This is a genomic window from Sphaerochaeta sp., assembly GCA_022482495.1.
In the GTDB taxonomy this organism is placed as follows: Bacteria; Spirochaetota; Spirochaetia; order Sphaerochaetales; family Sphaerochaetaceae; genus RUG023.
This window is the reverse complement of sequence record JAKVPA010000001.1, coordinates 443,373-464,016: the sequence shown is the minus strand read 5'-3', so window position 1 is coordinate 464,016 and position 20,644 is coordinate 443,373. Positions and strand designations below refer to the sequence as shown.

General features: G+C 57.6%; 20 protein-coding genes and 1 pseudogene. 17 read left to right on the top strand and 4 right to left on the bottom strand.

Translation table 11 applies throughout. From position 1 onward, the window contains the following. Positions 1 to 104: 104 nt before the first annotated feature. The 5 genes from LKE28_02330 to LKE28_02310 all read left to right on the top strand — a co-directional run bounded on the left by LKE28_02330 (position 105) and on the right by LKE28_02310 (position 8,188). Entirely contained in the window at positions 105 to 692 is a 588-nt protein-coding gene (locus LKE28_02330; protein MCH3907100.1) for a TetR/AcrR family transcriptional regulator, read from the top strand. Between the two features lie 50 nt (positions 693 to 742). Beyond that, a complete protein-coding gene (locus LKE28_02325; GenBank protein MCH3907099.1) occupies positions 743 to 2,029 on the top strand; it encodes a malate dehydrogenase in 1,287 nt (428 codons plus the stop codon). 1,599 nt (positions 2,030 to 3,628) lie between these two features. After that, positions 3,629 to 4,699, top strand: a complete 1,071-nt coding sequence (gene mnmA / locus LKE28_02320) for a tRNA 2-thiouridine(34) synthase MnmA (GenBank protein ID MCH3907098.1) — start codon at positions 3,629 to 3,631, stop codon at positions 4,697 to 4,699. Between the two features lie 49 nt (positions 4,700 to 4,748). After that, complete coding sequence (locus LKE28_02315; GenBank protein ID MCH3907097.1) at positions 4,749 to 5,561, top strand: glucosamine-6-phosphate deaminase; 813 nt, start codon at positions 4,749 to 4,751, stop codon at positions 5,559 to 5,561. A 221-nt stretch (positions 5,562 to 5,782) separates the two neighbouring features. After that, the gene (locus LKE28_02310) at positions 5,783 to 8,188 is read left to right on the top strand and encodes a hypothetical protein (GenBank protein MCH3907096.1); all 2,406 of its coding nucleotides are present in this window, start codon (positions 5,783 to 5,785) and stop codon (positions 8,186 to 8,188) included. Here LKE28_02310 and LKE28_02305 read toward each other — a convergent pair. Both LKE28_02305 and LKE28_02300 read right to left on the bottom strand, forming a co-directional pair. Further along, the gene (locus LKE28_02305; protein MCH3907095.1) at positions 8,181 to 9,290 is read right to left on the bottom strand and encodes a DUF362 domain-containing protein; all 1,110 of its coding nucleotides are present in this window, start codon (positions 9,288 to 9,290) and stop codon (positions 8,181 to 8,183) included. The genes LKE28_02310 and LKE28_02305 overlap by 8 nt on opposite strands. Further along, on the bottom strand, positions 9,287 to 10,027 hold the full coding sequence (locus LKE28_02300; protein ID MCH3907094.1) for an RNA methyltransferase: 741 nt from the start codon (positions 10,025 to 10,027) through the stop codon (positions 9,287 to 9,289). The genes LKE28_02305 and LKE28_02300 overlap by 4 nt, the downstream gene beginning before the upstream one ends. 81 nt (positions 10,028 to 10,108) lie before the next feature. On the opposite strand from LKE28_02300, the gene LKE28_02295 reads away from it, so the two are divergent. From LKE28_02295 to LKE28_02255, 9 genes and pseudogenes are all read left to right on the top strand, one after another. Further along, positions 10,109 to 11,299, top strand: coding sequence for an AI-2E family transporter (locus LKE28_02295; protein ID MCH3907093.1), 1,191 nt, complete (start codon positions 10,109 to 10,111; stop codon positions 11,297 to 11,299). Then, positions 11,296 to 12,162 (top strand): DNA repair protein, encoded by an 867-nt coding sequence (locus LKE28_02290; GenBank protein MCH3907092.1) that lies wholly within the window; start codon positions 11,296 to 11,298, stop codon positions 12,160 to 12,162. The genes LKE28_02295 and LKE28_02290 overlap by 4 nt, the downstream gene beginning before the upstream one ends. 51 nt (positions 12,163 to 12,213) lie before the next feature. Then, positions 12,214 to 13,233 carry a nicotinate-nucleotide--dimethylbenzimidazole phosphoribosyltransferase gene (locus LKE28_02285; GenBank protein MCH3907091.1) on the top strand — a complete coding sequence of 340 codons (1,020 nt, stop codon included), beginning with the start codon at positions 12,214 to 12,216 and terminating at the stop codon, positions 13,231 to 13,233. Beyond that, positions 13,230 to 14,048, top strand: coding sequence for a sugar phosphate isomerase/epimerase (locus LKE28_02280; protein MCH3907090.1), 819 nt, complete (start codon positions 13,230 to 13,232; stop codon positions 14,046 to 14,048). Before LKE28_02285 ends, LKE28_02280 begins: the two co-directional genes overlap by 4 nt. Continuing rightward, positions 14,035 to 14,661, top strand: a complete 627-nt coding sequence (gene cobU, locus LKE28_02275) for a bifunctional adenosylcobinamide kinase/adenosylcobinamide-phosphate guanylyltransferase (GenBank protein MCH3907089.1) — start codon at positions 14,035 to 14,037, stop codon at positions 14,659 to 14,661. Before LKE28_02280 ends, cobU begins: the two co-directional genes overlap by 14 nt. Continuing rightward, a complete protein-coding gene (gene cobS / locus LKE28_02270; GenBank protein MCH3907088.1) occupies positions 14,658 to 15,395 on the top strand; it encodes an adenosylcobinamide-GDP ribazoletransferase in 738 nt (245 codons plus the stop codon). The genes cobU and cobS overlap by 4 nt, the downstream gene beginning before the upstream one ends. Positions 15,396 to 15,413: 18 nt before the next feature. Beyond that, a pseudogene (gene thrH, locus LKE28_02265) lies at positions 15,414 to 16,020 on the top strand (bifunctional phosphoserine phosphatase/homoserine phosphotransferase ThrH). Next, complete coding sequence (locus LKE28_02260; protein ID MCH3907087.1) at positions 16,013 to 16,240, top strand: hypothetical protein; 228 nt, start codon at positions 16,013 to 16,015, stop codon at positions 16,238 to 16,240. The pseudogene thrH and the gene LKE28_02260 overlap by 8 nt, the downstream one beginning before the upstream one ends. Positions 16,241 to 16,322: 82 nt before the next feature. Continuing rightward, positions 16,323 to 16,658, top strand: a complete 336-nt coding sequence (locus tag LKE28_02255; GenBank protein ID MCH3907086.1) for a TraR/DksA C4-type zinc finger protein — start codon at positions 16,323 to 16,325, stop codon at positions 16,656 to 16,658. Between the two features lie 36 nt (positions 16,659 to 16,694). Here LKE28_02255 and LKE28_02250 read toward each other — a convergent pair whose 3' ends face one another. Continuing rightward, positions 16,695 to 17,345, bottom strand: coding sequence for an MBL fold metallo-hydrolase (locus tag LKE28_02250; GenBank protein MCH3907085.1), 651 nt, complete (start codon positions 17,343 to 17,345; stop codon positions 16,695 to 16,697). After that, a complete protein-coding gene (locus LKE28_02245) occupies positions 17,345 to 17,911 on the bottom strand; it encodes a DbpA RNA binding domain-containing protein (protein ID MCH3907084.1) in 567 nt (188 codons plus the stop codon). Before LKE28_02245 ends, LKE28_02250 begins: the two co-directional genes overlap by 1 nt. A 168-nt stretch (positions 17,912 to 18,079) precedes the next feature. Here LKE28_02245 and LKE28_02240 point away from each other — a divergent pair, with 168 nt between their 5' ends. The 3 genes from LKE28_02240 to LKE28_02230 are packed head-to-tail and all read left to right on the top strand — an operon-like array spanning position 18,080 to position 20,641. Then, positions 18,080 to 19,135 carry a hypothetical protein gene (locus LKE28_02240; GenBank protein ID MCH3907083.1) on the top strand — a complete coding sequence of 352 codons (1,056 nt, stop codon included), beginning with the start codon at positions 18,080 to 18,082 and terminating at the stop codon, positions 19,133 to 19,135. Further along, positions 19,128 to 20,504: an endolytic transglycosylase MltG gene (locus LKE28_02235; protein MCH3907082.1), complete on the top strand. Its 1,377-nt coding sequence runs from the start codon at positions 19,128 to 19,130 to the stop codon at positions 20,502 to 20,504. Before LKE28_02240 ends, LKE28_02235 begins: the two co-directional genes overlap by 8 nt. Beyond that, on the top strand, positions 20,462 to 20,641 hold the full coding sequence (locus LKE28_02230) for an amidohydrolase family protein (protein ID MCH3907081.1): 180 nt from the start codon (positions 20,462 to 20,464) through the stop codon (positions 20,639 to 20,641). Before LKE28_02235 ends, LKE28_02230 begins: the two co-directional genes overlap by 43 nt. The last annotated feature ends 3 nt before the right edge of the window (positions 20,642 to 20,644 follow it).

The window sequence follows — 20,644 nt, the reverse complement described above, 5'->3', positions numbered from 1 at the left end:
ATATTTACTTATATACATATAATAGTATCTTTCCTTTTTGCTGTCTCTGTACTACGATAGAGATATGTACGGTACCGTACGAAAAAGGAGGATTGTCATCTCTCATGGAAGATCGAAGGATCAAGAAAACAAAACAAAGCCTGAAGGACGCGATGATCCGCCTGTTGGACACCACGCCATTCGAACGGATCAATGTGACGGCGCTCTGCAAGGAAGCGGATGTCAGCCGCATCACCTTCTACACCTACTACCGTGACAAATACGAGTTCGTCGACGCCATCTTCAACCAGTTCCTCGCCACGGTGAAGGAGGAGATGGCCGTCCTGCAGCGCAAGACCAACCCCACCAATGATCCGGTACAGGCGTTCTGCAATTTGATGGACGTGTTGTTGGAAACCTATTTCCGTACGGAATACGGATTCTTCAAACACCTGAACTCACGGGACAATCCCTACCTGTTCTTCTCGTTCTACTGGTTCATGCTGAAGCAGATCGAAACGTTCGCCGAGGAAACCTGCCACAGCATGCATCCCAAGTATCCGCTGGAGCGGGTCAACTCGTTCTTGAGTTATGGCCTGTGGGGCTTCATCCATACCAGCCATGAGCAGGGGGTTCCCTTGGAAACAACCCGTGAGGAAGTCAAAGGAATCCTCAAGGCGGTATTGGCCTCCGAACTGTTCAACGCCCGCTGAAACCGGTCGCATCATTTGGCCGAATATGCTATAAGTACGTGGAGGCCGTTATGAACAATTTGCGTGAGCGTGCGTTGGAATATCACGAGCGGGGCGGGGTGCCAGGAAAGGTGACCGTCGTCCCCTCGAAACCCTGCCAGACGGCGGATGACCTGAGTCTTGCCTACACCCCTGGTGTCGCCCAGCCGGTGCTGGAGATTGAGAAGAACAAGGATGATGCCTATCGGTACACCGACAAGGGAAACCTGGTGGCGGTCATTTCCAACGGAACGGCGATCCTGGGCTTGGGAGACCGCGGCGCGCTTGCCAGCAAACCGGTGATGGAAGGCAAAGGCGTCCTGTTCAAACGATTCGCCGACATCGATGTGTTTGACATCGAGGTGGACCAGAAGGACGTGGACAAGTTCTGCGAGGCGGTCAAGGCGATCAGCGTGACCTTTGGTGGCATCAATCTGGAGGACATCAAGAGTCCGGAATGCTTCGCCATCGAGCGCCGTTTGATCGAAGAATGTGACATTCCGGTGTTCCACGACGACCAGCATGGCACGGCGATCATCGCCACCGCCGGCCTGATCAACGCCTGCGAGGTCATCGGCAAAAACCTGCAGGACATCAAGATCGTCATCAACGGAGCCGGGGCTGCCGGCATCAGTTGCGCCAAGATGTTCATCGCTGCCGGCGTACGGAATGAACACGTCACGCTGGTCGACTCCCACGGAGTCATTTACCAGGGCAGGGATCATATGACGCCGGAGAAGCAACTCTTCGCCCATCCCAGCAGCCTCCGCACCCTTTCTGAAGCGCTGAAAGGCTCGGATTTTCTGATGGGGCTTTCCGTCGCAGACTGTGTCTCCCCTGAGATGGTCGCTTCCATGGCAAAGGATCCAGTGATCTTCGCCATGGCCAACCCCAACCCGGAGATCCCGTACGACACGGCGATGGCGGTGCGCAGTGATTTGATCATGGCGACCGGCCGGAGCGACTATCCCAACCAGATCAACAACGTGCTGGGGTTCCCGTTCATCTTCCGCGGCGCGCTGGACGTACGTGCCACACGGATCAGCGAAGGGATGAAGATGGCGGCGGCCAAGGCACTGGCTGCGCTTGCCAAAGAACCGGTGCCGGAGATCGTCAGCAAGGCGTACGGCGGCAAACACTTCACGTTCGGCAGGGAGTACATCGTTCCCAAACCGTTCGATCCCCGTGTCATCGAGTATGAGGCGGTCGCTGTGGCCAAGGCAGCCTGTGAGGAAGGGTTGGCAAAAAGGCCGATCACCGATTGGGATGCCTACCGGGAAAGCCTGAAACGGCGGATGGCGCACTATTGGGAATCGTAACACCATAGAAACAACATACAAAAATTCCTAAATAGGAATGAAAAAAATATTAATAATTCATATAAGCGTGTGGTTGCGTTGTGACTGCACGCTTTTTTGTTGTGCGGGACAACCATGCTCCGCAAAGAGACTGATGCAGCGTTTTTTTTGAGGATGTCGCCAATGCCCTCAGTGGTTACGGTGGCCGCTGGGAATGGGGTGGGTTGACCGGAAGCGATGGATTACGCCAAACGACGGCTGGTGCGTAAAAAATGAGAATGCTCAAAGATGCCAGAGGAATGGAGATGAAAGCATCAACGAATCACATATCCAGAACTGACTGATATGTTTCTTCAGGGACGTGCATTCCTCGTGCTGATGACGGTTGCGTTCTCTTATGCCGGATGGCCAGACCCTGCACGTAAAGCGTAGGCGACAGAGAATGCAGGAACCCTGTGAGAGAGAAAAATTCCTGATGCAGAGGAGCCAGTGTTCCTCCCTTGACGGCGGTTTGATGGACGCGTTCCCCCATATGTTCCAGGGTAGGGGAATATGGTTTCCCAGGTGTGCATGAAATCCTTCCCACGGTACATTTTGCCCGGAAGAAAAACGATTCGATCAATTGTCATTGGATTGCAATGTCCCTGAAGACCCTCCGGTTTTCTGAAAACGATAGGGAATCATGTCATTCTGCAGACAGGCAGAATGGCATGATTTGCAAAGAACAATGGCTATCCATTTCATAACTAAAAAGTGATGGAAGAAATGAAGCGGTTCTGACAGAGAAATGTCAGGTGCATTGGTTGGAAAGAAAAGGGAGGCGGAGCAAGGGCCCGGTAAGGAGAAATGACGCTTTTTGCCTGTTTCGTCGACCATCATTTTTTTCCTTTGCAACGAGGGTGGAATCATACGACAAAAGAGAGCGGTAGTGGTTCCGATCACCTCAGTTTTTCACAGGATGAGATCCCTTGGAAGCAAGAGGTGTTTCGGCCGGAAGATGTGGTGCCTTTGTGTCTTTCGTTGTTGTTTTCCCCTTGTGTTCATGTGGGGGTCGCATCATGCGCTCCGCCTGGTCGGGGAGAGGAACAACAGGTTTTCTCTGAGTCCTTTTTTCTGTTTCTGGGTGCAAGGTTTGGGAATCTGAGACTTCAATTGCGCCGTACCAATTTGTACGAAGAAGCGCGTCGATCCTATTCTTCAGAGAGGGAAGGAAACCGGTACGAAAAAACGGTCGGAAGGATCCTGGTGCTCCTTGGGATGATGGGTCCCGTACGGAAGCATACGGGAAAAACCATCGCTTGGATGGGAAGGCTTCCTTCCCAAAGGAGGATCATACCTGGAATGATACGACCAGAAACGGAAACCGTGACGTTGGTGTTGCATGAGAGGGTACAGGGGTAAGGATGGGTGGCTACCCATTGGGTATGGGGGGTGACGTTGATTTGGAAGGAATCCTACCTTACTGGAAATCGTATTCCTGTCTTTCTTTGGAAAGTGGTATGTAACTCTTCATCACGTGATAAGTAAGAATATAATAATCTTTCCTTCCTAATTATTCATTTTGTAGGTGCTGTTGCCCACCTGTCCCGTTTCGGGTACACTGTGCGCCGGAGGAATGACGTGAAGGTGTTGGTGGGAATGAGCGGTGGCATTGACAGCAGCGTGGCCGCATACTTGCTGAAGCAGGCCGGTTACGACGTGACCGGGGTTACCATGTTGATCTGGGGAGGCCGGAAGGACCTGCCCGTACCCAAACATTCCAACAGTTGTTACGGTCCGGAGAAGGAAGAGGACATTGCCGCCATCAAGGAGATCGCCGGGAAGATCGGCATCCCCCACGTGACGGTCGACCTGTCCCAGCTGTACGAGAACGTCGTGCTGAAGAATTTCCATGACGAATACCTTTCCGGCCATACGCCCAATCCGTGTGTCTGGTGCAACGCGAAGATCAAATTCGGCGCGATGGTGGAGTATGCCCGGGCCAAGGGCCTGGCGTTTGACAAGTTTGCCACCGGCCACTATGCCCGGATCGTTCCGGTGGGAAGCCGGCTTGCCATCGCCCGGGCGGTGGATCAGAAGAAGGACCAGTCATACTTCCTGTACCGTCTGAACCAGGACCAGCTTTCCTCTATTGTGTACCCGCTTGGAGGCATGCTGAAGAAAGACGTCCGCGCCATTGATGTGAGGGAAGGATTCCACTCCGTCGACCAGGACGAAAGCCAGGATTTCTACGCCGGCGATTACACCGATCTTTTGGACGTGAAGGATGAAAAAGGCGACATCGTGCTCCGTGACGGAACGGTGGTCGGACACCATGAAGGCATCTGGCACTACACCATCGGTCAACGCAAAGGATTGGGGGTCGCCGCACCCCGCCCGCTGTACGTCCTGGACCTCAAGCCGGAGGCCAACCAGGTGGTGGTGGGGTACGAAGAGGATACGACCAGTACGGTCGTCGACGCGTCCAACGTGGCGTGGAGCGGCGTCGACCACATCGACGGGAAGATCGAGGTGCAAGCGAAGATCCGCTCCACCGGGTTCCCCATCCAGGCGACCGCCTGGGAGAACCCTGACGGATCATTGACGGCAACGTTCATCGCTCCGGTGAAGGCGGTGACCAAAGGCCAATCGCTGGTGCTGTACCAGGATGACCACATCCTGTGCGGAGGCATCATCACCGGTTCGCGTTGAGTTGCCAACGCCATCCCAATGTGGTTTAATGATCGAGGAAGGAGTCGTTATGCGGGTCATCATTCAGGATACATATGATACATTGAGTCTGTGGGCTGCGCGGTACATCGCGAAGACCATCAGGGATTTCGAACCAACGGAACAGAAACCGTTCGTATTGGGGCTTCCCACCGGCTCATCCCCGCTTGGCACCTACGCTGAGTTGATCAGATTGAACCAGAAAGGATATGTGTCGTTCCAGAACGTCGTCACGTTCAACATGGACGAGTACGTCGGGCTTCCGGATGATCATCCGCAGAGCTACCACACGTTCATGCGGGAGAACTTCTTCTCCCATGTCGACATCAAAAAGGAAAACATCCACATTCTCAACGGGATGGCCAAGGACCTTGCCAAGGAATGCGCCGACTATGAGGCGAAGATCGCCTCCTACGGCGGCATCCGCCTTTTCCTGGGTGGCATCGGCGCCGATGGGCACATCGCGTTCAACGAGCCGTTCAGTTCCCTTTCTTCCCGGACCCGGGTGAAGAGCCTGACGTTCGACACCAAGGTGATGAACAGCAGGTTCTTCGGCAACGACTTCAACAAAGTGCCGTCCCAGGCATTGACGGTAGGCGTCAAGACGGTGACGGACAGCCAGGAAGTGATGATCCTGGTCAACGGCCACAACAAGGCGCGTGCCCTGCAGGCTACGGTGGAAGGAGCAGTCAGCCAGGTTTGGACCTGCAGCGCCCTGCAACTCCACCCCAAGGCGATCATCGTCTGTGATGAGGCGGCCTGCGGAGAACTGAAGCTGGACACCTACAAGTACTTCAAGGACATCGAAAGCGCCAATCTTGATGTCGACAAGCTGTTGAAATAACGCCAGCCGAGGGACGACCAGCGATGCGCATCCGGCGTCTTCTCCCTATTCTCTTTCTGGTTTTCATCAGTGGAACGCTGTATGCGCAAAGCGTCCTGTCCACCCGGTATTTTGATATCATCTATGATGAGGAAAAAAGCGCCGTCACCGCAACGGAGCTTTCTACGTATGCGGATGATGTATATACAAATATCTGTACCTATCTCGGTATGGATATATGGATGAAACATATCCCACTGGTCATCGTTGCGCCTTCCGATACGGAAAACGCCTACCAGACCAACGCGCCGTACGCCAAGATTTTGATCTACGACCAACCGTTTCCCTCTCTGGGGTACTGGAAGGATACGCTCCGAGGGGTGTTCACCCATGAGACGTTCCATCTGGTTTCATTGAACATGAAAGGACCGTTCCTCCGGAGTATTGGCTCCGTGTTGGGGGACCCGTACACGCCGGTCTATCTTTCTCTGTCACGTTCGGTCATCGAAGGATCGGCCGTGCTGTACGAAAGCGAAGGTGGGGAAGGGCGGCTGAACAGCCCGCTCCAGATGGCCAAACTGCTTCAGGCGAAAGCGGAAGGAAAGTTCCCCGTCTCGTATCTGGATATCACGGGAATCCGGGATACCCGGCCTACCGGAGATTTGACGTACCTCTTTGGTGGAGCGTGGCTGAAGTCTGTTCGTGATGCGTACGGCATGGATGCGTACCGCGCGTTCCTGAAGGAATGCAACACGATGCTCCTTCCCGTGGATTTCACCGTCTGGTTCCACAAAAACTTTGGTGTATGGCCGGAGAGGACATGGGGACGGTTTTCTGCATCCATACCAACCGTTTCCGTGGTGGATGGAACCGTGCCGCTTGCCGGGTACGGGGATGAAGTGTTGGACTCCAACGGGAAGGACCTGCTTTCTCTGGAATCGATTCCGGGAAACCTGCTGCTCAATGGCAGGCGTATCGCCTCGGATGCGACGGTGCGGGGCGCTTTTGTGCGTGCCGACGGCTCCTCCGTCCTGATGCTCATCACCGATACCGATGACCGGTATCGTGTTCGGTTGTGGAAACATGGTTCATGGAAAACGTTGGGTGTGAAACATGTGCGGGAAGCGATGTTTGCCGGTGAGGACGTCGTCTTGCTCACCCAGAATTCCGGTGGAGAGACGCTGGTCATCTGCGATGCCATGGGCGTCGTACAGCGGGAGATTCCGCTTCCAAACGATCTCTCCCTGCGTTCGTTGGATGTTCTGGGTGATGGAAGGCTTTTGGCGTTGGCCCGATGGAATGGGAAAGGACAGTTTGTCCTGCTTCTGGATGTTTTGGATGGAAGCTTTGTTCGTTACCCCGTACCTGACGGCGTGGAAGTCGGTTCGGTCCGTACCGGGAAGGACGGCATTCTGCTTACCTGGGCGAAGATGGGAACCCTTTCCCGCCTGGCTGTGCTGAATATCCAGGATGGCTTGGTGCGCTGGCAGGAGCAGGACGTGCTGGGGGGGATCACCAAAGCGGAGACGGTGGATGGGATCGGGCTGGTGGGACAGGGAGCGTTCTTCGACCACACGGCGCTCTCGGTGGTGGATGAATCCCGTCTCACATGGAATACGATGAACGTTCTTCCCGAGAGGGGAAGTCTCCAAGTTCCAGCAAAGGTTCATGATCGTGGCATGCCGTACCATGCCGCTTCCTGGTTGGCCAAGGGAATGTTCCTGCCGGTGGTTTCCGCCGTAACGATCAGCGGAAATGGCTTCCTTTCCCTTTCTTCCGATGGGTATGCGCTGGGACTGTCACGGTTGACCAAAGACCCGATGGATCGCCTGACGCTGCTTCTGGGCTCCGGCTGGAATCCGTCTGATGGGACGGTTGTCGTGGTGGGGGAGGCGAGCGGGGAGCGGTGGGCGCTGTTCGGCCAGACCTCGTTCCTGGAGAGCGGCCTTTCTTCCTGGGCGCTCGGTGCGGGGGCGCAGATTCCTTGGAATCGGTTGGTATTGTCCAACACCACATGGTGGTTTGGATCAAAGAAACCTTCCGGTACGCAGAGCGCCTGGCATGATACGTTGTCGCTGGGCTATCAGGGGATTCGGAGGCGGCACGAAGGGGTTCATTCGTACGGTGGCCTGTCCACGACGGCTTCCCTTTCCTTTGACGCCCAACCTGCGATGGATTGGTCCTGGTGGAACCTGGGGCTTTCCGCCACCGTGGCGGTTCCGTCCCTGCTGCCGTTCCATTTCCGACAGATGACGGTTGACCTTCCTATCTGGTGGACGCTCTCCCTTTCTCCATCGGTATATGTTGTCCTTTCCCAGTCGGTCGGCTGTGTGCTGTACAGTCGGGAGATCCAGCGGGGAACGCCGGTCGTCCATCTGTTCTTCCGGCGTCTGAATGTCACCCTGAGCGCAGAAGAAACCTGGCTCCGTTCCTTCATGCCGGAGAATTTTCCCTTGTTTTCTCCCTGGGATATCGGGGAGAAACAACGGAGCGCCGTCCTGTCCTGTACGCTGGATACCAGTCTGAACAACACGGCGCTGGAAACGGACTCAGGATACCTCGGATTCTCCCTTGCCTACCAGTGGGGACAGGAGAATCCTTGGACGTTCACCGTTTTGGTGAACCTGCTTCCTTCCTCGCTCAGCTGATGTCGACCAAGTGGTACGCCTGAGTGCCCAGTCCGATGTGCTCTGCGTGCTCCAGACCGACCCGCCAGTTGGTGTCCGGGTGGTTGGTATCCAGGTTGTCGTCCATCGGCTTCTGGTCGGAGAGGGTGCTGTTCGGCATCGGGGTCGCCTTGTTGACGGCGTCACAGCAGGCACGATCCAGCGCCACCGGATCGTACGAGGCGAAGAAACCGATGTCTGGGACGATGGCCGTGTCATTCTCGCTGTGGCAGTCACAGTTCGGGGAGACGTCGATGACCAGATTGATGAAGAACGCAGGCTTGCCGTCAATGACCGCTTTGGCGTACTCGCTGATCTTGCAGTTCAGCTTGTCGTTGGAGCTGCTGTCATGGTTGGCGATGGCGTCCTTCGGGCAGACGGCGATGCACCGTCCGCACCCCACGCACTTGTCGTGGTCGATGTGGCACTTGTGGTTGACGATCTGCGGCGCGTCGTTGGCGCAGATCCGCCGGCAGGCCCCACAGCCGATGCACAGCGCCTGGTCAACATCCGGTTTCCCGTCACAATGCTGCTCCATCTTTCCCGCCCGGGAACCACCGCCCATACCGAGGTTCTTCAGCGTACCGCCGAAGCCGGTTGCCTCATGGCCCTTGAAATGGGCAAGGGAGATGATCACATCGGCGTCGGCAAGCGCCCGGCCGATCTTCGCTTCCTTGACGTACACACCGCCTTCCACCGGGATGGAAGCCTCGTCGCTTCCTTTCAGGCCGTCGGCGATGATGATCTGGCAGCCGGTGGTCTGCGGGTTGAACCCGTTGAGATTGGCGCTGTCCATATGCTCCAGGGCGTTCTTCCTGCCGCCGACGTACAGCGTGTTGCAGTCGGTGAGGAACGGTTTGCCCCCATGTTCCTTGATGACGTCCGCCACCACCTTTGCGTAGTTGGGCCTGAGGAACGTCAGGTTCCCCGGCTCCCCAAAATGCATCTTGATGGCGACGAATTTGCCATCCACATCCAGCTTCCCGATCCCTGCCGCCATGATCACCTTCTTCAGTTTGGTCAGCCGGCTTTCCTCCGCATGGCTGCGGAGGTTGGTGAAATAGACATTCGATAGTGTGCTCATTTTGTTTCCGTTCCTTTGTAGCGGGCGATGGTGCTCATTTTGGTGAACACCTTTTCCATTTTCCGTATTTCCGTCTCCGACATCTGGGCCCGTTCGAAAATATCAGAGAGGAACTGACGCGTCCAGCGACGCTCGTCATCCAGCTTGAAGTATCCCATCGCCTCCATCGCTTCGGTCACCCGGTCGGTGGCGGTGATCACCCGCGTCTGGGGAACCGGCACGATGCCGATGGTACTCGGTTTGATCCGTGAGAACAGCGTGTAGGTGATCACCTGCACCGCCTGGGAGAGGTTCAGCGACGGAAACTTGTCGCTGGATGGAATGGTGACCACCTCGGCGCAGGCGTTCACCTCATCGTCGGTAAGCCCGTCGGACTCACGGCCGAAGACGATGCTGACCTTGCCGTCCCCCAGCGTGGATATCTGATCGGCCAGTTGTTCCGGCGTGACGCAGGTGCCCTTGCGGAATTTGCCGTGCCGGCGGGTCGCCGCGACGGTCAGCACACTGCCGGCCAGCGCTTCCTCCAGCGTGGGGTATTGCTTGCGGCCCTCCCACAGGTCACTGGCATGGATGGCCAGGGCACGGACGCGGTTTTCCGCGTATTCCCGTTCGGTGACCAACGTGAGATGGGTCAGTCCCATCGTTTTCATGGCCCGGCAGCACGAACCGATGTTCGCGCCGTCCTGTGTCCCGACAAGAACGATTTCAATCCTGTCCAGATTCTGTTGTTGCTCCATGGCCAACGATTGTAGCAGAATGCGCCAAATCAGCCAAGATTGCTGGATGAAACGGAATCTTCATGCTATGATGGTCGCAAGATGGAAGATTACACGATCAAAGAGGACGATTCCCAGCATTGGACAGGGGGGACCACCCTTGCCATCATCGCTGCGATCATCGTCCTGGCGGCATTGAAAGCCACCAAGGATATCGCCATTCCCATCGTTCTCTCCGTATTCATCTTTTTTCTGCTTTCCCCGCTGTTGGATCGGCTGGACAAACTCCACGTACCCCATTTCATCGGCATCACCATCTGCTTTCTGCTTTTGGTGTGCATCGTTGGCTTTGCCTGGTGGGTGCTGTACAAGACCGTCTCCATGCTGGTCTCAATGGTGCCGGTCTATCTGGACCGGATCACCGCGCTGGATCGGTTGCTTACCCAGAAGTTCTCCAACTACGTGACAGTGCCGGAGGGCAAGACGTTTCTTTCCCAGATTCCTGTGCAGTGGAGGGACATGCTGGTCGGCGGTGTGACCACCGTCTCCACCCAGTTGATCTCCGTCATCAAGGTGTGCGTGCTGGTCATCCTGTTCGTGCTGTTCCTGCTGATGGAAAAGCAACTGTTCATGCCCAAGGTGCTCCATGCGTTCAATGATTCCAACGGTCCGATGGTCGCCATGCTGGGGGAGCGTATTTCCCGACAGGTGTCCACCTACCTGCTCCTCAAGGCGGTGATCAGCTTTCTCACCGGTCTGATGTTCTACCTGACCGCATTGATCGCCGGCATGGACGTGCCGATGCTCTACGGAGTTCTGGCGTTTGTCTTCAACTTCATCCCGTCCATTGGCTCGATCATCGTGACGGCGTTGACCGTCGTGATGGCCTTGATCCAATTCGCTCCCCATTGGGGTCTGGTGATTTTCGTCGCCGTGATGACCATCTCCACCCAGATGATTCTGGGCAACATCATCGATCCCAAACTGCAGGGCGGCCAGCTGAACCTCTCTCCTCTGGTGATTTTGATCTCCCTGTCCATCTGGGGGTACATCTGGGGCATCGTCGGCATGTTCATCGCCGTCCCGCTGACCAGTTGTGCCGAGATCCTCTGCGCCAACATCAAACGGCTTCGGCCGATCGCCATTCTGCTGTCCAGCGGCAAATCGTACCAGCGCCAGCGGGACCAGGAACGGAAAGACAAGAAAAAGAACAAGCGTGGCGGTGTAGACATTCCCAAACCGATGCAACAGGTGGACGCAATCTTCCCTGATTCCTTTGACGACAAGAAATGACCGATTTTCCTGACCTCAGTCCAGAAGAAGCAGCCTCGTATCTTGACGCCCCGACGGACGAGACGGAATTTGTCGCGTTCATTCTCCATTTTTATCATCAACACGGCCGTTCGTTTCCCTGGCGGGATACGGATGATCCCTACCGCGTCCTGCTCTCCGAAGTGATGCTCCAGCAGACGCAGACGGGCAGGGTGGAGGCGAAGTACGCCGAATTTCTTGCCCTGTGGCCGGACTTCCGCGCGTTGGCCGAAGCCCCGTTTCCCGACCTCCTGACCCATTGGCTGGGACTGGGGTACAACCGTCGTGCCCGGGCGTTGCAGCAAGCCGCCAAGGCGACATCCGCCTGGGGCTGGACGATTCCCGATGACAAGGAAGTGATCCTCTCTCTTCCCGGCGTGGGGCCGTCCACCGCGTCGGCGATCCGCTGTTTCTGCTACCATCAGCCGGACATCTATCTGGAGACCAATATCCGGAGGGTGCTGCTTCACGTGTTCCATCCGGGGGAGGAAGGGGTGAAGGACAAGGTCCTCTCCAACCTCCTTGCGTCATTCTTCCCCTCCTGCGGGGATCCCAAACCGTGGTACTACGCCCTGATGGACTACGGCGTCCTCCTCAAGCGGTTGATCCCCAACCCCAACCGAAGGAGCGCTTCCTACCATACCCAGTCGACGTTCCAGGGTTCCGACCGGCAGGTGCGCGGCGCTCTCCTGCATGTGCTTGCCGAAACCGGCGAACGTTCCCTCTCCCAACTGGAATCCCAGTTGCCGTTTGAACCGGAGCGGGTCTCTTCCATGCTGAAGCGGCTTTCCGATGAAGGGTTGGTGGCGGAGACGGAATGCCGGTACCGGATCAACGACATCTGAGAAGCCGTCCGCTCTTGTCCTCCCGCAGCCGCGTTGGGTACAATCGTACCTATGCCTACCGAATCGGAGTACCGAACCGCATTGCTCCACAAAGCGATGCTCCCTGGCGCGTTGGGTGCCATGGAGGATCTTGCCGTGCGTCTTGCGTTGATGGGTTCCTTCAATCTGGAGCAACCGGAACTGTTGCTTTTCTGCGCTGACCATGGAGTGACCAAGGAAGGAGTGACGCACAGCGCCACGGAGATTTCCTTCCAGATGGCCCGCTCATTCGCCCATGGCTACGGCGTATCCGGTCTGTTCTGTTCCTTGAACCGTATCTCTTTGTCCGTCATCGATGTCGGACTGGATACCGATCAGACGGATCCTCTGCTTGTCGACCGGAAGATCGCCCGTGGCACCAGGGATTTCCTTCAGGAAGAGGCCATGACGGAAGAACAGTGCGCCAGGGCATTGGAAATCGGGTCGGATGAAGTGGGCAAGGCGTTGGGACGTGGATGCGACATCCTGCTCTTCGGAGAGATGGGGGTGGGGAACTCCGCTTCCGCGTCCGCAATCCTCTCCCGGCGCCTCGGCGTCCCCGCCTCCCTTGTGACGGGAAGCGCCTCCAAACTGGGGAGCGCGGAACTGGCCCATAAGATCCAGGTGATCGAACAAGCCCTTTCCCGCCATCCCGCCCGGGATGGGTTCTCTTTGCTCTGTTCGTTTGGAGGCTTTGAAACGGCGGCCATCGCCGGGGGGATGATCCGTGCAAGCAGGGAAGGGCTCCCCATTCTTTTGGATGGCTTGATCACCTACGCCGCCGCCCTCTGCGCCTGTGCTATGGATGCGTCCGTACCGCGTCATTTGATCGCCGGACACCGGTCCGCTTCCCCTGGCTCCGATCTCGTCCTGAAGACACTGGGTCTCACCCCGGTGCTGGACCTGGGCATGCAGCTCGGGGAAGGGAGCGGAGCCGCCGCGGCATGGCCGGTGGTGCGGCTTGCCAGTCACCTCTTTCGTGACCTGAAGGAGTTTGGCGACCTCGGGGTGACGGACAGCACCCGCCACCTGAAGGAGCTGGGAATCCTATGATCCGCTTGGGAACCACCAGCTACATCATCCCGGATGCCATCATCCCCAACGTCCGTTTCCTCTCCGGCAAGGTGCAGGATGTCGAGCTGGTGCTGTTCGAAAGCAAGGAAGCGAGCAATCTCCCCACAGCGCAGGAAATCCAGACGTTGGCTCTGCTTGCCAGGCAAGGGGATCTGACCTACACGGTTCATTTTCCCTTGGATGTCTGGCCGGGGGCTGCGGACGAGACGCTCCGCAGAACGGCGGTGGAGACCTACCTGAGGATCATCCGCCTGACCGATCCGCTTCCTGTGTTCTCCTACGTGCTTCATCTGACTCCGGAGGCGTGGGGCGCCGTCCCCTCGACGGACATGGACCGCTGGCTTTCCCAGCTGGACCGCTCGCTGCAAGAGCTGACCGGGGAGAGCGGGGTGGATCCCTCGCGCTTCTGCGCCGAGACGCTCAGCTACCCGTTTTCTCTGGTGCTTCCCCTGGTGCGCCGTCACCATCTTTCCGTCACGCTGGACATCGGCCACATCTGGCTGATGGGCTATGACGCTGGGCGAGCGGCACGTCAATTGCTTCCTGCTGCCCGTATCATCCATATCCACGGGGTTCGGGACGGCAAGGACCACCGGAGCCTTGCCGATGGAGATCCCCGTCTGGTTGACGCTTTCCTGTCCCAGGTGGTACGGCAGGAAGCTCAGGACGGCGTGGACCGGGTGGTGACCATCGAGGTGTTCGGACAGGAGAAGTTTTTCTCCTCAAAACCGTTGTTGGAGAAGCCGTTACGGCGTATACTTGCACCCACGAGGCATGAGCATGGCGACGATTGACGTTCATCAGTTGTACAAGGAAACGAAAGAGGACAGGGATACCATTGAAAGCGCGGTCGGGGGAATGCGCATCCGGGTGAAAAGCCGTGGCCGCATCACATTGATCATCGGAGGGGAGCGGAGTGGAAAGAGCTCCTACGCCCAGGATTACGCGTTGGACGCCGCCAGTGACACCAATAGCCGGTACTTCATCGCCACGGCGGAGCGGATGGATGATGAGATGAGCCGCAGGATCATCGCCCATCAGACATCCCGGGCCGGACGGTTCCATACCATCGAGGAGCCGATCAAACTGGCCGAGGCGATCCGCTCGCTTCCCGCCGACGCCCAGGTGTGCGTCGTTGACTGCCTGACCGTCTGGATGGGTAATCTGATCTACCACAAAGCGCTGGACGGTGCGGTGGACAGCCTGTTGTCCGTCCTTGAAAACCCGCCATGCGACATCGTGCTGGTGACCAATGAGACGGGCCTGGGAGTGATTCCCGCCGATCCGGAGAGCAGGCTGTTTGTCGAACAGGCCGGCCGGCTCCATCAGAAGGTCGCCGCGTTGGCCCGCAACGTCATCGTGATGATCGCCGGCATCCCTGTGCCGATCAAAGGAAAGCTGTTGTGAGCGGAATCGGGCTCTCTTCTGCCCTCCGGACGCTGACCCGCTTTCCGTTTCCTGGCGCCGAACCACGCCATGTGTCCACCAGCCTGTACTGGTTTCCCGTCGTCGGGGCGTTGTACGGCCTGTGCGACTTGTTGTTGTTCTTTTTACCGTTCCCCCTTCCTGTGCGAAGCGCGTTGGTCCTCGCCTGGACGGCGTGGATGAGCCGTGGCTTTCATTGGGACGGGCTGTGTGATACGTTTGACGGCTTCGGCGGAGGATACACCAGAGAAAAGCGGCTTGAGATCATGAAGGACAGCCATGTCGGCTCGTTCGGAATGCTGGCGCTCTCCGTCACGCTCCTTCTCCAGTACGCGTTGTATCAGGCGGTGGGGGAGGATGCGTCCATCCTGTTCGCCGCTCCGGTCCTGGGCCGGACGATGCAGGTGCTCCTCTGCGTGGCGCTTCCCTATGCACGGGAGAACGGGACGGCGGGGGATCTGGTGAGGGGCGCGAAGGAGCGTCATCTGTTGGGAGCCTTTGGCATCTGCGCCGTGCTGCTCTGGGTGTGGGGGCGGAAGGTGGTCGCGGCCATGGCCCTGGCCGCTCTGGTGTGCACGCTCCTCGTCAGCCGGGTGTCCCGGCGGAAGATCGGGGGCGTGACCGGCGATGTGCTGGGCGCAGGCGAGGTGCTTGGGGAGACGGCGTCCCTTCTGGGTGCTCTTGTCTTTCTTGCCGTGAATGGCAATACTTGGTGAAAAAAGAGGAGAGAGCCTATGGACATCGTCTGTCTTGATTTGGAAGGGGTGCTGGTACCGGAGATCTGGATCGCGTTCAGCGAGAAGACGGGGATTCCCGAACTGCGTCTGACCACCCGGGATGAACCGGATTACCACAAACTGATGCAGTACCGCATCAACCTGCTCAGGCAGCATCATCTGAAACTTTCCGACATCCAGCAGGTCATCGCCACGATGCATCCGCTGGAAGGCGCCAAGGATTTCTTGGATGAACTGCGCTCCCTGACCCAGGTGGTGCTTCTCTCCGATACGTTCAGCGAGTTTCGCTCTCCCCTTGATGCGTCAGTTGGACTGGCCGATGCTGTGGTGCAACAGCCTGAAGGTGGATGAGGGCGGGATGATCACCGATTACGTGATGCGGTTGGAAGATGGCAAGCGCAAGGCCATCGACGCCCTGCGGTCGCTGAACTTCCGCACGTTCGCGGCAGGGGACTCGTACAACGACATCGCCATGATCCGCAAGGCGGATGGCGGATGCCTGTTCCGCGCGCCCGAGCGGATCCTCGCCGAACAACCCGACCTGAAGATCGTCACGACGTACGACGCGTTCCTCTCGGTGATCAAGGAGTTCCTCCATGGATAAGAAACAATACCGTTCGCTGGTCAGGTGGGTGGTGGTGCTCTGCGTCAGCCTGCTGGTCGGCTACTGTCTGCTTGCCGTCCTGTATCGCGACCAGGTGGGAATCCTCGCCGTTATGACCGTTCTGGTTGTCGTCGTACTTGCCGCCATGATACGGACGGTACGGAAAATGGGCACCTATGTGACAGATACAAAAAAAGAGAAAAATGACGAGAAATCGTGAATTGACCTATTGACTTCCCTGCGAAGAAACACCATGTTAGAGAAAATTCCTTTGGGGGTACTCTATGACGTTCAACGAGGAGATGGAACAAAAGCTTCTGGACATGCGCAAGGAGATCCTGGAGCACATGGCTGAGAGCAATTCCGAATTCAAGGATATAGCGGGAACGATGAGCATCAAGGACAGTATTGACAGCGCCGCGGATGACATCGCCATCAAGAAGCTGGAAGTGATCAACAAACACGAAGCCAACCGGCTTCGCGCCATCGAAGGGGCGTTGGACAGAATCCACGCAGGTCGGTACGGCACCTGCCTCCGCTGTGGCAAGAAAATCCCCGAGGAGCGACTCCGGGCACTGCCGTACGCCGTCCTCTGCCTGGACTGCAAGAACGAAGAAGAGCGGCCACACCGCTATTAGACAACAAAAGACCCTCGGGAAACCGAGGGCTTTTTCTTACACGATGAACGGGTTGGTCTGTTCCTGGGCGATGGTCGTTTCCGGCCCGTGGCCGGGGAGGACTTGGACGTCGCCGGGAAGTTCCAGCAGCCGTTTGCAGCTTTGGATGATGTCGCTGTAGCTACCGCCGTACAGGTCGGTCCGTCCGATGCCTCCACAGAACAGTGTGTCTCCGGAGAACAGGAAGTGTCCGGCCTCATGGTAGTAGCAGACGCCGCCCGGTGTGTGCCCCGGGGTGCTGAGCACCCGCATGTGGCAGTCATCCAACATCTGCCCGTCATCCAGAAGGGTGGTTGGCTCGGGCATCCGCTGCAGTTGATCCTTGTACACCGCCAGGAACCTGCGGTCGGTGATCGTCTCATCGAACCGCTGGTAGGCGTTCTTCCCGAGAAATCCCGCATCCAGGCGGCCTACCAGAATCTCAATGTCCGGATAGGCGTCCTTCACGGCGGGAAGCGCCGTGATGTGATCCCAGTGGGTATGGGTGAGCAAGACGGCGACGGGATGGACCTTGTGGCTGGTGACGCAGGCGATGATGCGCTTGGCATCCCCGCCTGGATCAATGATCCAGCCGCTTTCCGTTTCCTCGTCCCCGAGAATGTAGCAGTTGGTCTGGTACGGCCCGACCACCACACGATCAACGAACATCACTGCTCCTTGTTGGAATAGCTGACGGCGACCGTTCTGCCTTTGATGTCCATGCCGTTCATCTTGGCGATGGCCTTCTCGCAGTTCTCACCGCTTAATGAGACGAAGCTGTACTTGTCATGGATCCGGATGGCGTAGATGTCATCCTTGGTGATCCCCAGCTGGTCCTGGAAAATCTGGCTGAGCTCCTTGGCGTACAACCGTTTCATCTTGCCGATGTTCAGGTACAGCGTCTTGGCTCCCTCGGGAAGCGGTTTCTCCACCCGTTCCGGTTTCTGCTCCGGAGTCGTTCCTTCCGTTGCTTCTTTGGCCGGGCGTGGAGCCTGGGGCCGTGGCGCCGGATTCCTCCGGGCTGGGGCCTGGCTTCGTTGTCCGCCCTGCTGCAACTCGCGGAACAGGTAAGCCATGAAATATGAGCGTAACGTGAACGGAACGTTTTTCTTAATCAGTTTCTTCAGATGTTCCAATTCTTCGGGATTGGGATCCGCTTTGGTTTTCCCAACGAGAATCTGGATTTTCGCGATGGCCGCCTGATCCTGATCGGCCTTGTTCTTTTCATTGTCCATAGGGCAATCTCCTTCCTGCAATCCTCATGATGTATGCATGGGCTGTACTGAATGCGCTGGGCGTACAAACGGTATGTCCAAGATAGCAAAAAGCATACTCGCCGCTTGTAGCTCTGTCAAGGAAACGCATATGGCCTTGGCGTCTCCTTTTATGGTAGAATATGCGCCATGGCGATCACCTCACAGGATATTGTCGCATTGGAACGTCACCTCACCGACCTGAAGAAACAGCTCGGCGCGGACTATGCGGCGTTCGGCGAGAGCTGTGCGTTGATCGAACGGCAACGGACGCTTGGGTGTTGCCGTGACGAATGGCAGGCATATGAGACCTGCTTGGAATCGGTCACCGAACTGGAGAAGGTGTGCGCCAAACAGAAGCGGCGCCTGGATCTGATCTCCGACAAGAAAGGGCGGATCCGCCAGACGGAAAAAGATCTGCAGCTGGCCGCCCGACAAAGAAAAGAACTTGCAGGCAGACTGGGCGCCGTGGCGTATGAGGCATATCAGAGCGGGGTGGCGGATGAGGCGCTCCGCGCGGCTTCTGCAACGTGGTTTGATGGCTATCTGAAGGAAACCCAGCGCCTGGAGACGATGTTGCTCAAGGGTGGGGTGGTCGCGTCGTGGGCTCGGACGCGGCTGTCGCTGCTCCGCCGGCGCACCGGTGCGTTGTTTCAACACTGTGGGGAGGATTTTCTTGATCACGACCAATGTTCGTTGCTGCCCGATGCGCATCTTGCAGAGGAAGCGAGCCTGTTGGTCTCCCGACAGCAGGAATTGACGGAGGACCTTGCCGCCGCACGGAGCAACGTTTCCTCCCTGCAGGAAGAGGTGGACAACGGCAAGAAAGCGCTGGAAGAAGCCAAGTCCCAACTGTCCGTGATGCAGGCAAAGCTCCAGCAGCTTGCGTCGGTGTATGGAAAGGCCGTGTACGACCAGATCCCCCCTGATGTGATCGCCCGCGATGTCGGACAGATCGCCTACGAACAGGGGCTTGCCATCGTCCAACGGCTGGATGCAATCGCACAGACGCAGCAACGGATCCAAAGTCTGCGCAACCAGATGCAGATTGACGAACTGAACGCCCAGATGGAACTGGACAACCAGAAGATCGCCCATCTGGAGGAACAGGAACAAGCCATCGAGCAACAGATTTCCGAGGTGCAGCGCTCCATCGCCGAGCGGAGAAGAAAGATCCGTGACCTGTCGGGAGCCGACCATGGCTGATACCCAATTGGAACTGAACCTGGGTGACCACCCAACACCGAAAAAGAAGCGTTCCTCGCCCAAAAAGAACCAGGCCAAGAGAAAACCCGCATCACCACGGACTACAGGCAGGGAACAAGCGAAGAACCTGTCCCGTCCCAAACCGAAGAAACCGGCAGGCACCGCGTCCAAGCCCCACCGGGTGGACGTGGAGCCTCCTGAACTGGGCAAGCGCAAAGGATACCAGTCTCCCATTTCCCGTTTCGCCCTCATCATCACGCTGAGCATCTGGTTCTGCCTGCTGGCGCTGGTGCTTGTCACCCAATGGCAGGGGAGGCGGAAACCCCAGGTGACGGAGGCGGCGCCCCCTTCCGCTCCGTCTGAGACCATCGCCCTTTCCATCCAGGCGGGAATGAGCGCCCGGCAGGTTGCCGTCCTGCTGGAGGACAACGGGGTGGTTTCCTCGGCGCATGATTTCATCTCCTATCTTGTCTCCCATGACCTCGCCTCGAGACTAAGGAGCGGCACGTATCTGTTCTCCCGGGGCTCGTCCGACCAGACCGTGGCAGGGTTGCTCACCTCCAACCCCGCGGCGCTCTCCGTGGTGGTCACCCCCGGACAGACGCTTTCCCAGGTGGACACCTACCTGGCACAGCGGGGATATGCCAAGGAAGGGGCGTTCCTCGCCGCGGCGAAGGCGCTTGCCGCATCAGAAGGATTGAGTTTTGCTGAGGGATGGTTCTTCCCCGGCACCTATCCGGTGCGGGATGGGGATGTGGCTTCCAGCCTTGCTGTGGCGATGCATCAGGCGATGCTGGACGCATTGGGACCGCTTTCGGGAAGCGATGCCGTCCGCCAGTATGGCTTGGAGGCGGTGGTGATCATCGCCTCGATGATCCAGGCGGAGACGCAGAATCCCGATGAGATGCCGTTGATCGCCGGCATCATCTACAACCGGCTGGAGCAGGGGATTCCCCTTGGGCATCGACGCGACCGACCCGGTATGAGACGGGAGACTGGGAGCATCCCATCAACCCCGCGGTATTTGAGCAGAAAAGCCCGTACAACACACGAAGGGTCAAAGGCCTGCCTCCCAGTGGGATCAGCTGTCCGGGCCTTGCCGCCCTTACCGCGGCGGCCCATCCCCAGAAAACGGACGCGCTGTTTTATCTTCATGGCAAGGATGGGGCCATCCACACCGCGGTGGATTACCAAGCGCATCAGCGTAACATGGAAACGTATTTGTAAGGAGTCATCATGGCATATCTGTTTCACAACGCGCATGTTCATCAACCGAAGGATCTCGGAATCCAGGATATACTGGTGGTCGGTTCGACCATTGTGGCGATGGGGAACAACCTCTCCGTCACGCTGCCCGGTCTGCAGGTGATCGACCTGGAAGGCCGGGACGTGATCCCCGGCCTGATCGACCAGCACGTCCACATCATCGGCGGAGGCGGGGAGGATGGGCCGGAAAGCCGCGTCCAGCCCTCTGGCCGTTCAGCGATCTGGCCAAAGCCGGGGTGACGG

Excerpts from the sequence above, each read along its gene's own strand:
- LKE28_02310 (MCH3907096.1), top strand. The coding sequence starts at position 5,783 with ATGAAACATATCCCACTGGTCATCGTTGCGCCTTCCGATACGGAAAAC.
- LKE28_02240 (MCH3907083.1), top strand. The coding sequence starts at position 18,080 with ATGGCGATCACCTCACAGGATATTGTCGCATTGGAACGTCACCTCACC.
- LKE28_02260 (MCH3907087.1), top strand. The coding sequence starts at position 16,013 with ATGGATAAGAAACAATACCGTTCGCTGGTCAGGTGGGTGGTGGTGCTC.
- LKE28_02295 (MCH3907093.1), top strand. The coding sequence starts at position 10,109 with ATGGAAGATTACACGATCAAAGAGGACGATTCCCAGCATTGGACAGGG.
- LKE28_02325 (MCH3907099.1), top strand. The coding sequence starts at position 743 with ATGAACAATTTGCGTGAGCGTGCGTTGGAATATCACGAGCGGGGCGGG.
- LKE28_02255 (MCH3907086.1), top strand. The coding sequence starts at position 16,323 with ATGGAACAAAAGCTTCTGGACATGCGCAAGGAGATCCTGGAGCACATG.
- LKE28_02290 (MCH3907092.1), top strand. The coding sequence starts at position 11,296 with ATGACCGATTTTCCTGACCTCAGTCCAGAAGAAGCAGCCTCGTATCTT.
- LKE28_02280 (MCH3907090.1), top strand. The coding sequence starts at position 13,230 with ATGATCCGCTTGGGAACCACCAGCTACATCATCCCGGATGCCATCATC.
- LKE28_02285 (MCH3907091.1), top strand. The coding sequence starts at position 12,214 with ATGCCTACCGAATCGGAGTACCGAACCGCATTGCTCCACAAAGCGATG.
- cobU (MCH3907089.1), top strand. The coding sequence starts at position 14,035 with ATGGCGACGATTGACGTTCATCAGTTGTACAAGGAAACGAAAGAGGAC.
- LKE28_02235 (MCH3907082.1), top strand. The coding sequence starts at position 19,128 with ATGGCTGATACCCAATTGGAACTGAACCTGGGTGACCACCCAACACCG.
- LKE28_02230 (MCH3907081.1), top strand. The coding sequence starts at position 20,462 with ATGGGGAACAACCTCTCCGTCACGCTGCCCGGTCTGCAGGTGATCGAC.
- LKE28_02315 (MCH3907097.1), top strand. The coding sequence starts at position 4,749 with ATGCGGGTCATCATTCAGGATACATATGATACATTGAGTCTGTGGGCT.
- LKE28_02305 (MCH3907095.1), bottom strand. The coding sequence starts at position 9,290 with ATGAGCACACTATCGAATGTCTATTTCACCAACCTCCGCAGCCATGCG.
- LKE28_02250 (MCH3907085.1), bottom strand. The coding sequence starts at position 17,345 with ATGTTCGTTGATCGTGTGGTGGTCGGGCCGTACCAGACCAACTGCTAC.
- LKE28_02300 (MCH3907094.1), bottom strand. The coding sequence starts at position 10,027 with ATGGAGCAACAACAGAATCTGGACAGGATTGAAATCGTTCTTGTCGGG.
- LKE28_02245 (MCH3907084.1), bottom strand. The coding sequence starts at position 17,911 with ATGGACAATGAAAAGAACAAGGCCGATCAGGATCAGGCGGCCATCGCG.
- LKE28_02330 (MCH3907100.1), top strand. The coding sequence starts at position 105 with ATGGAAGATCGAAGGATCAAGAAAACAAAACAAAGCCTGAAGGACGCG.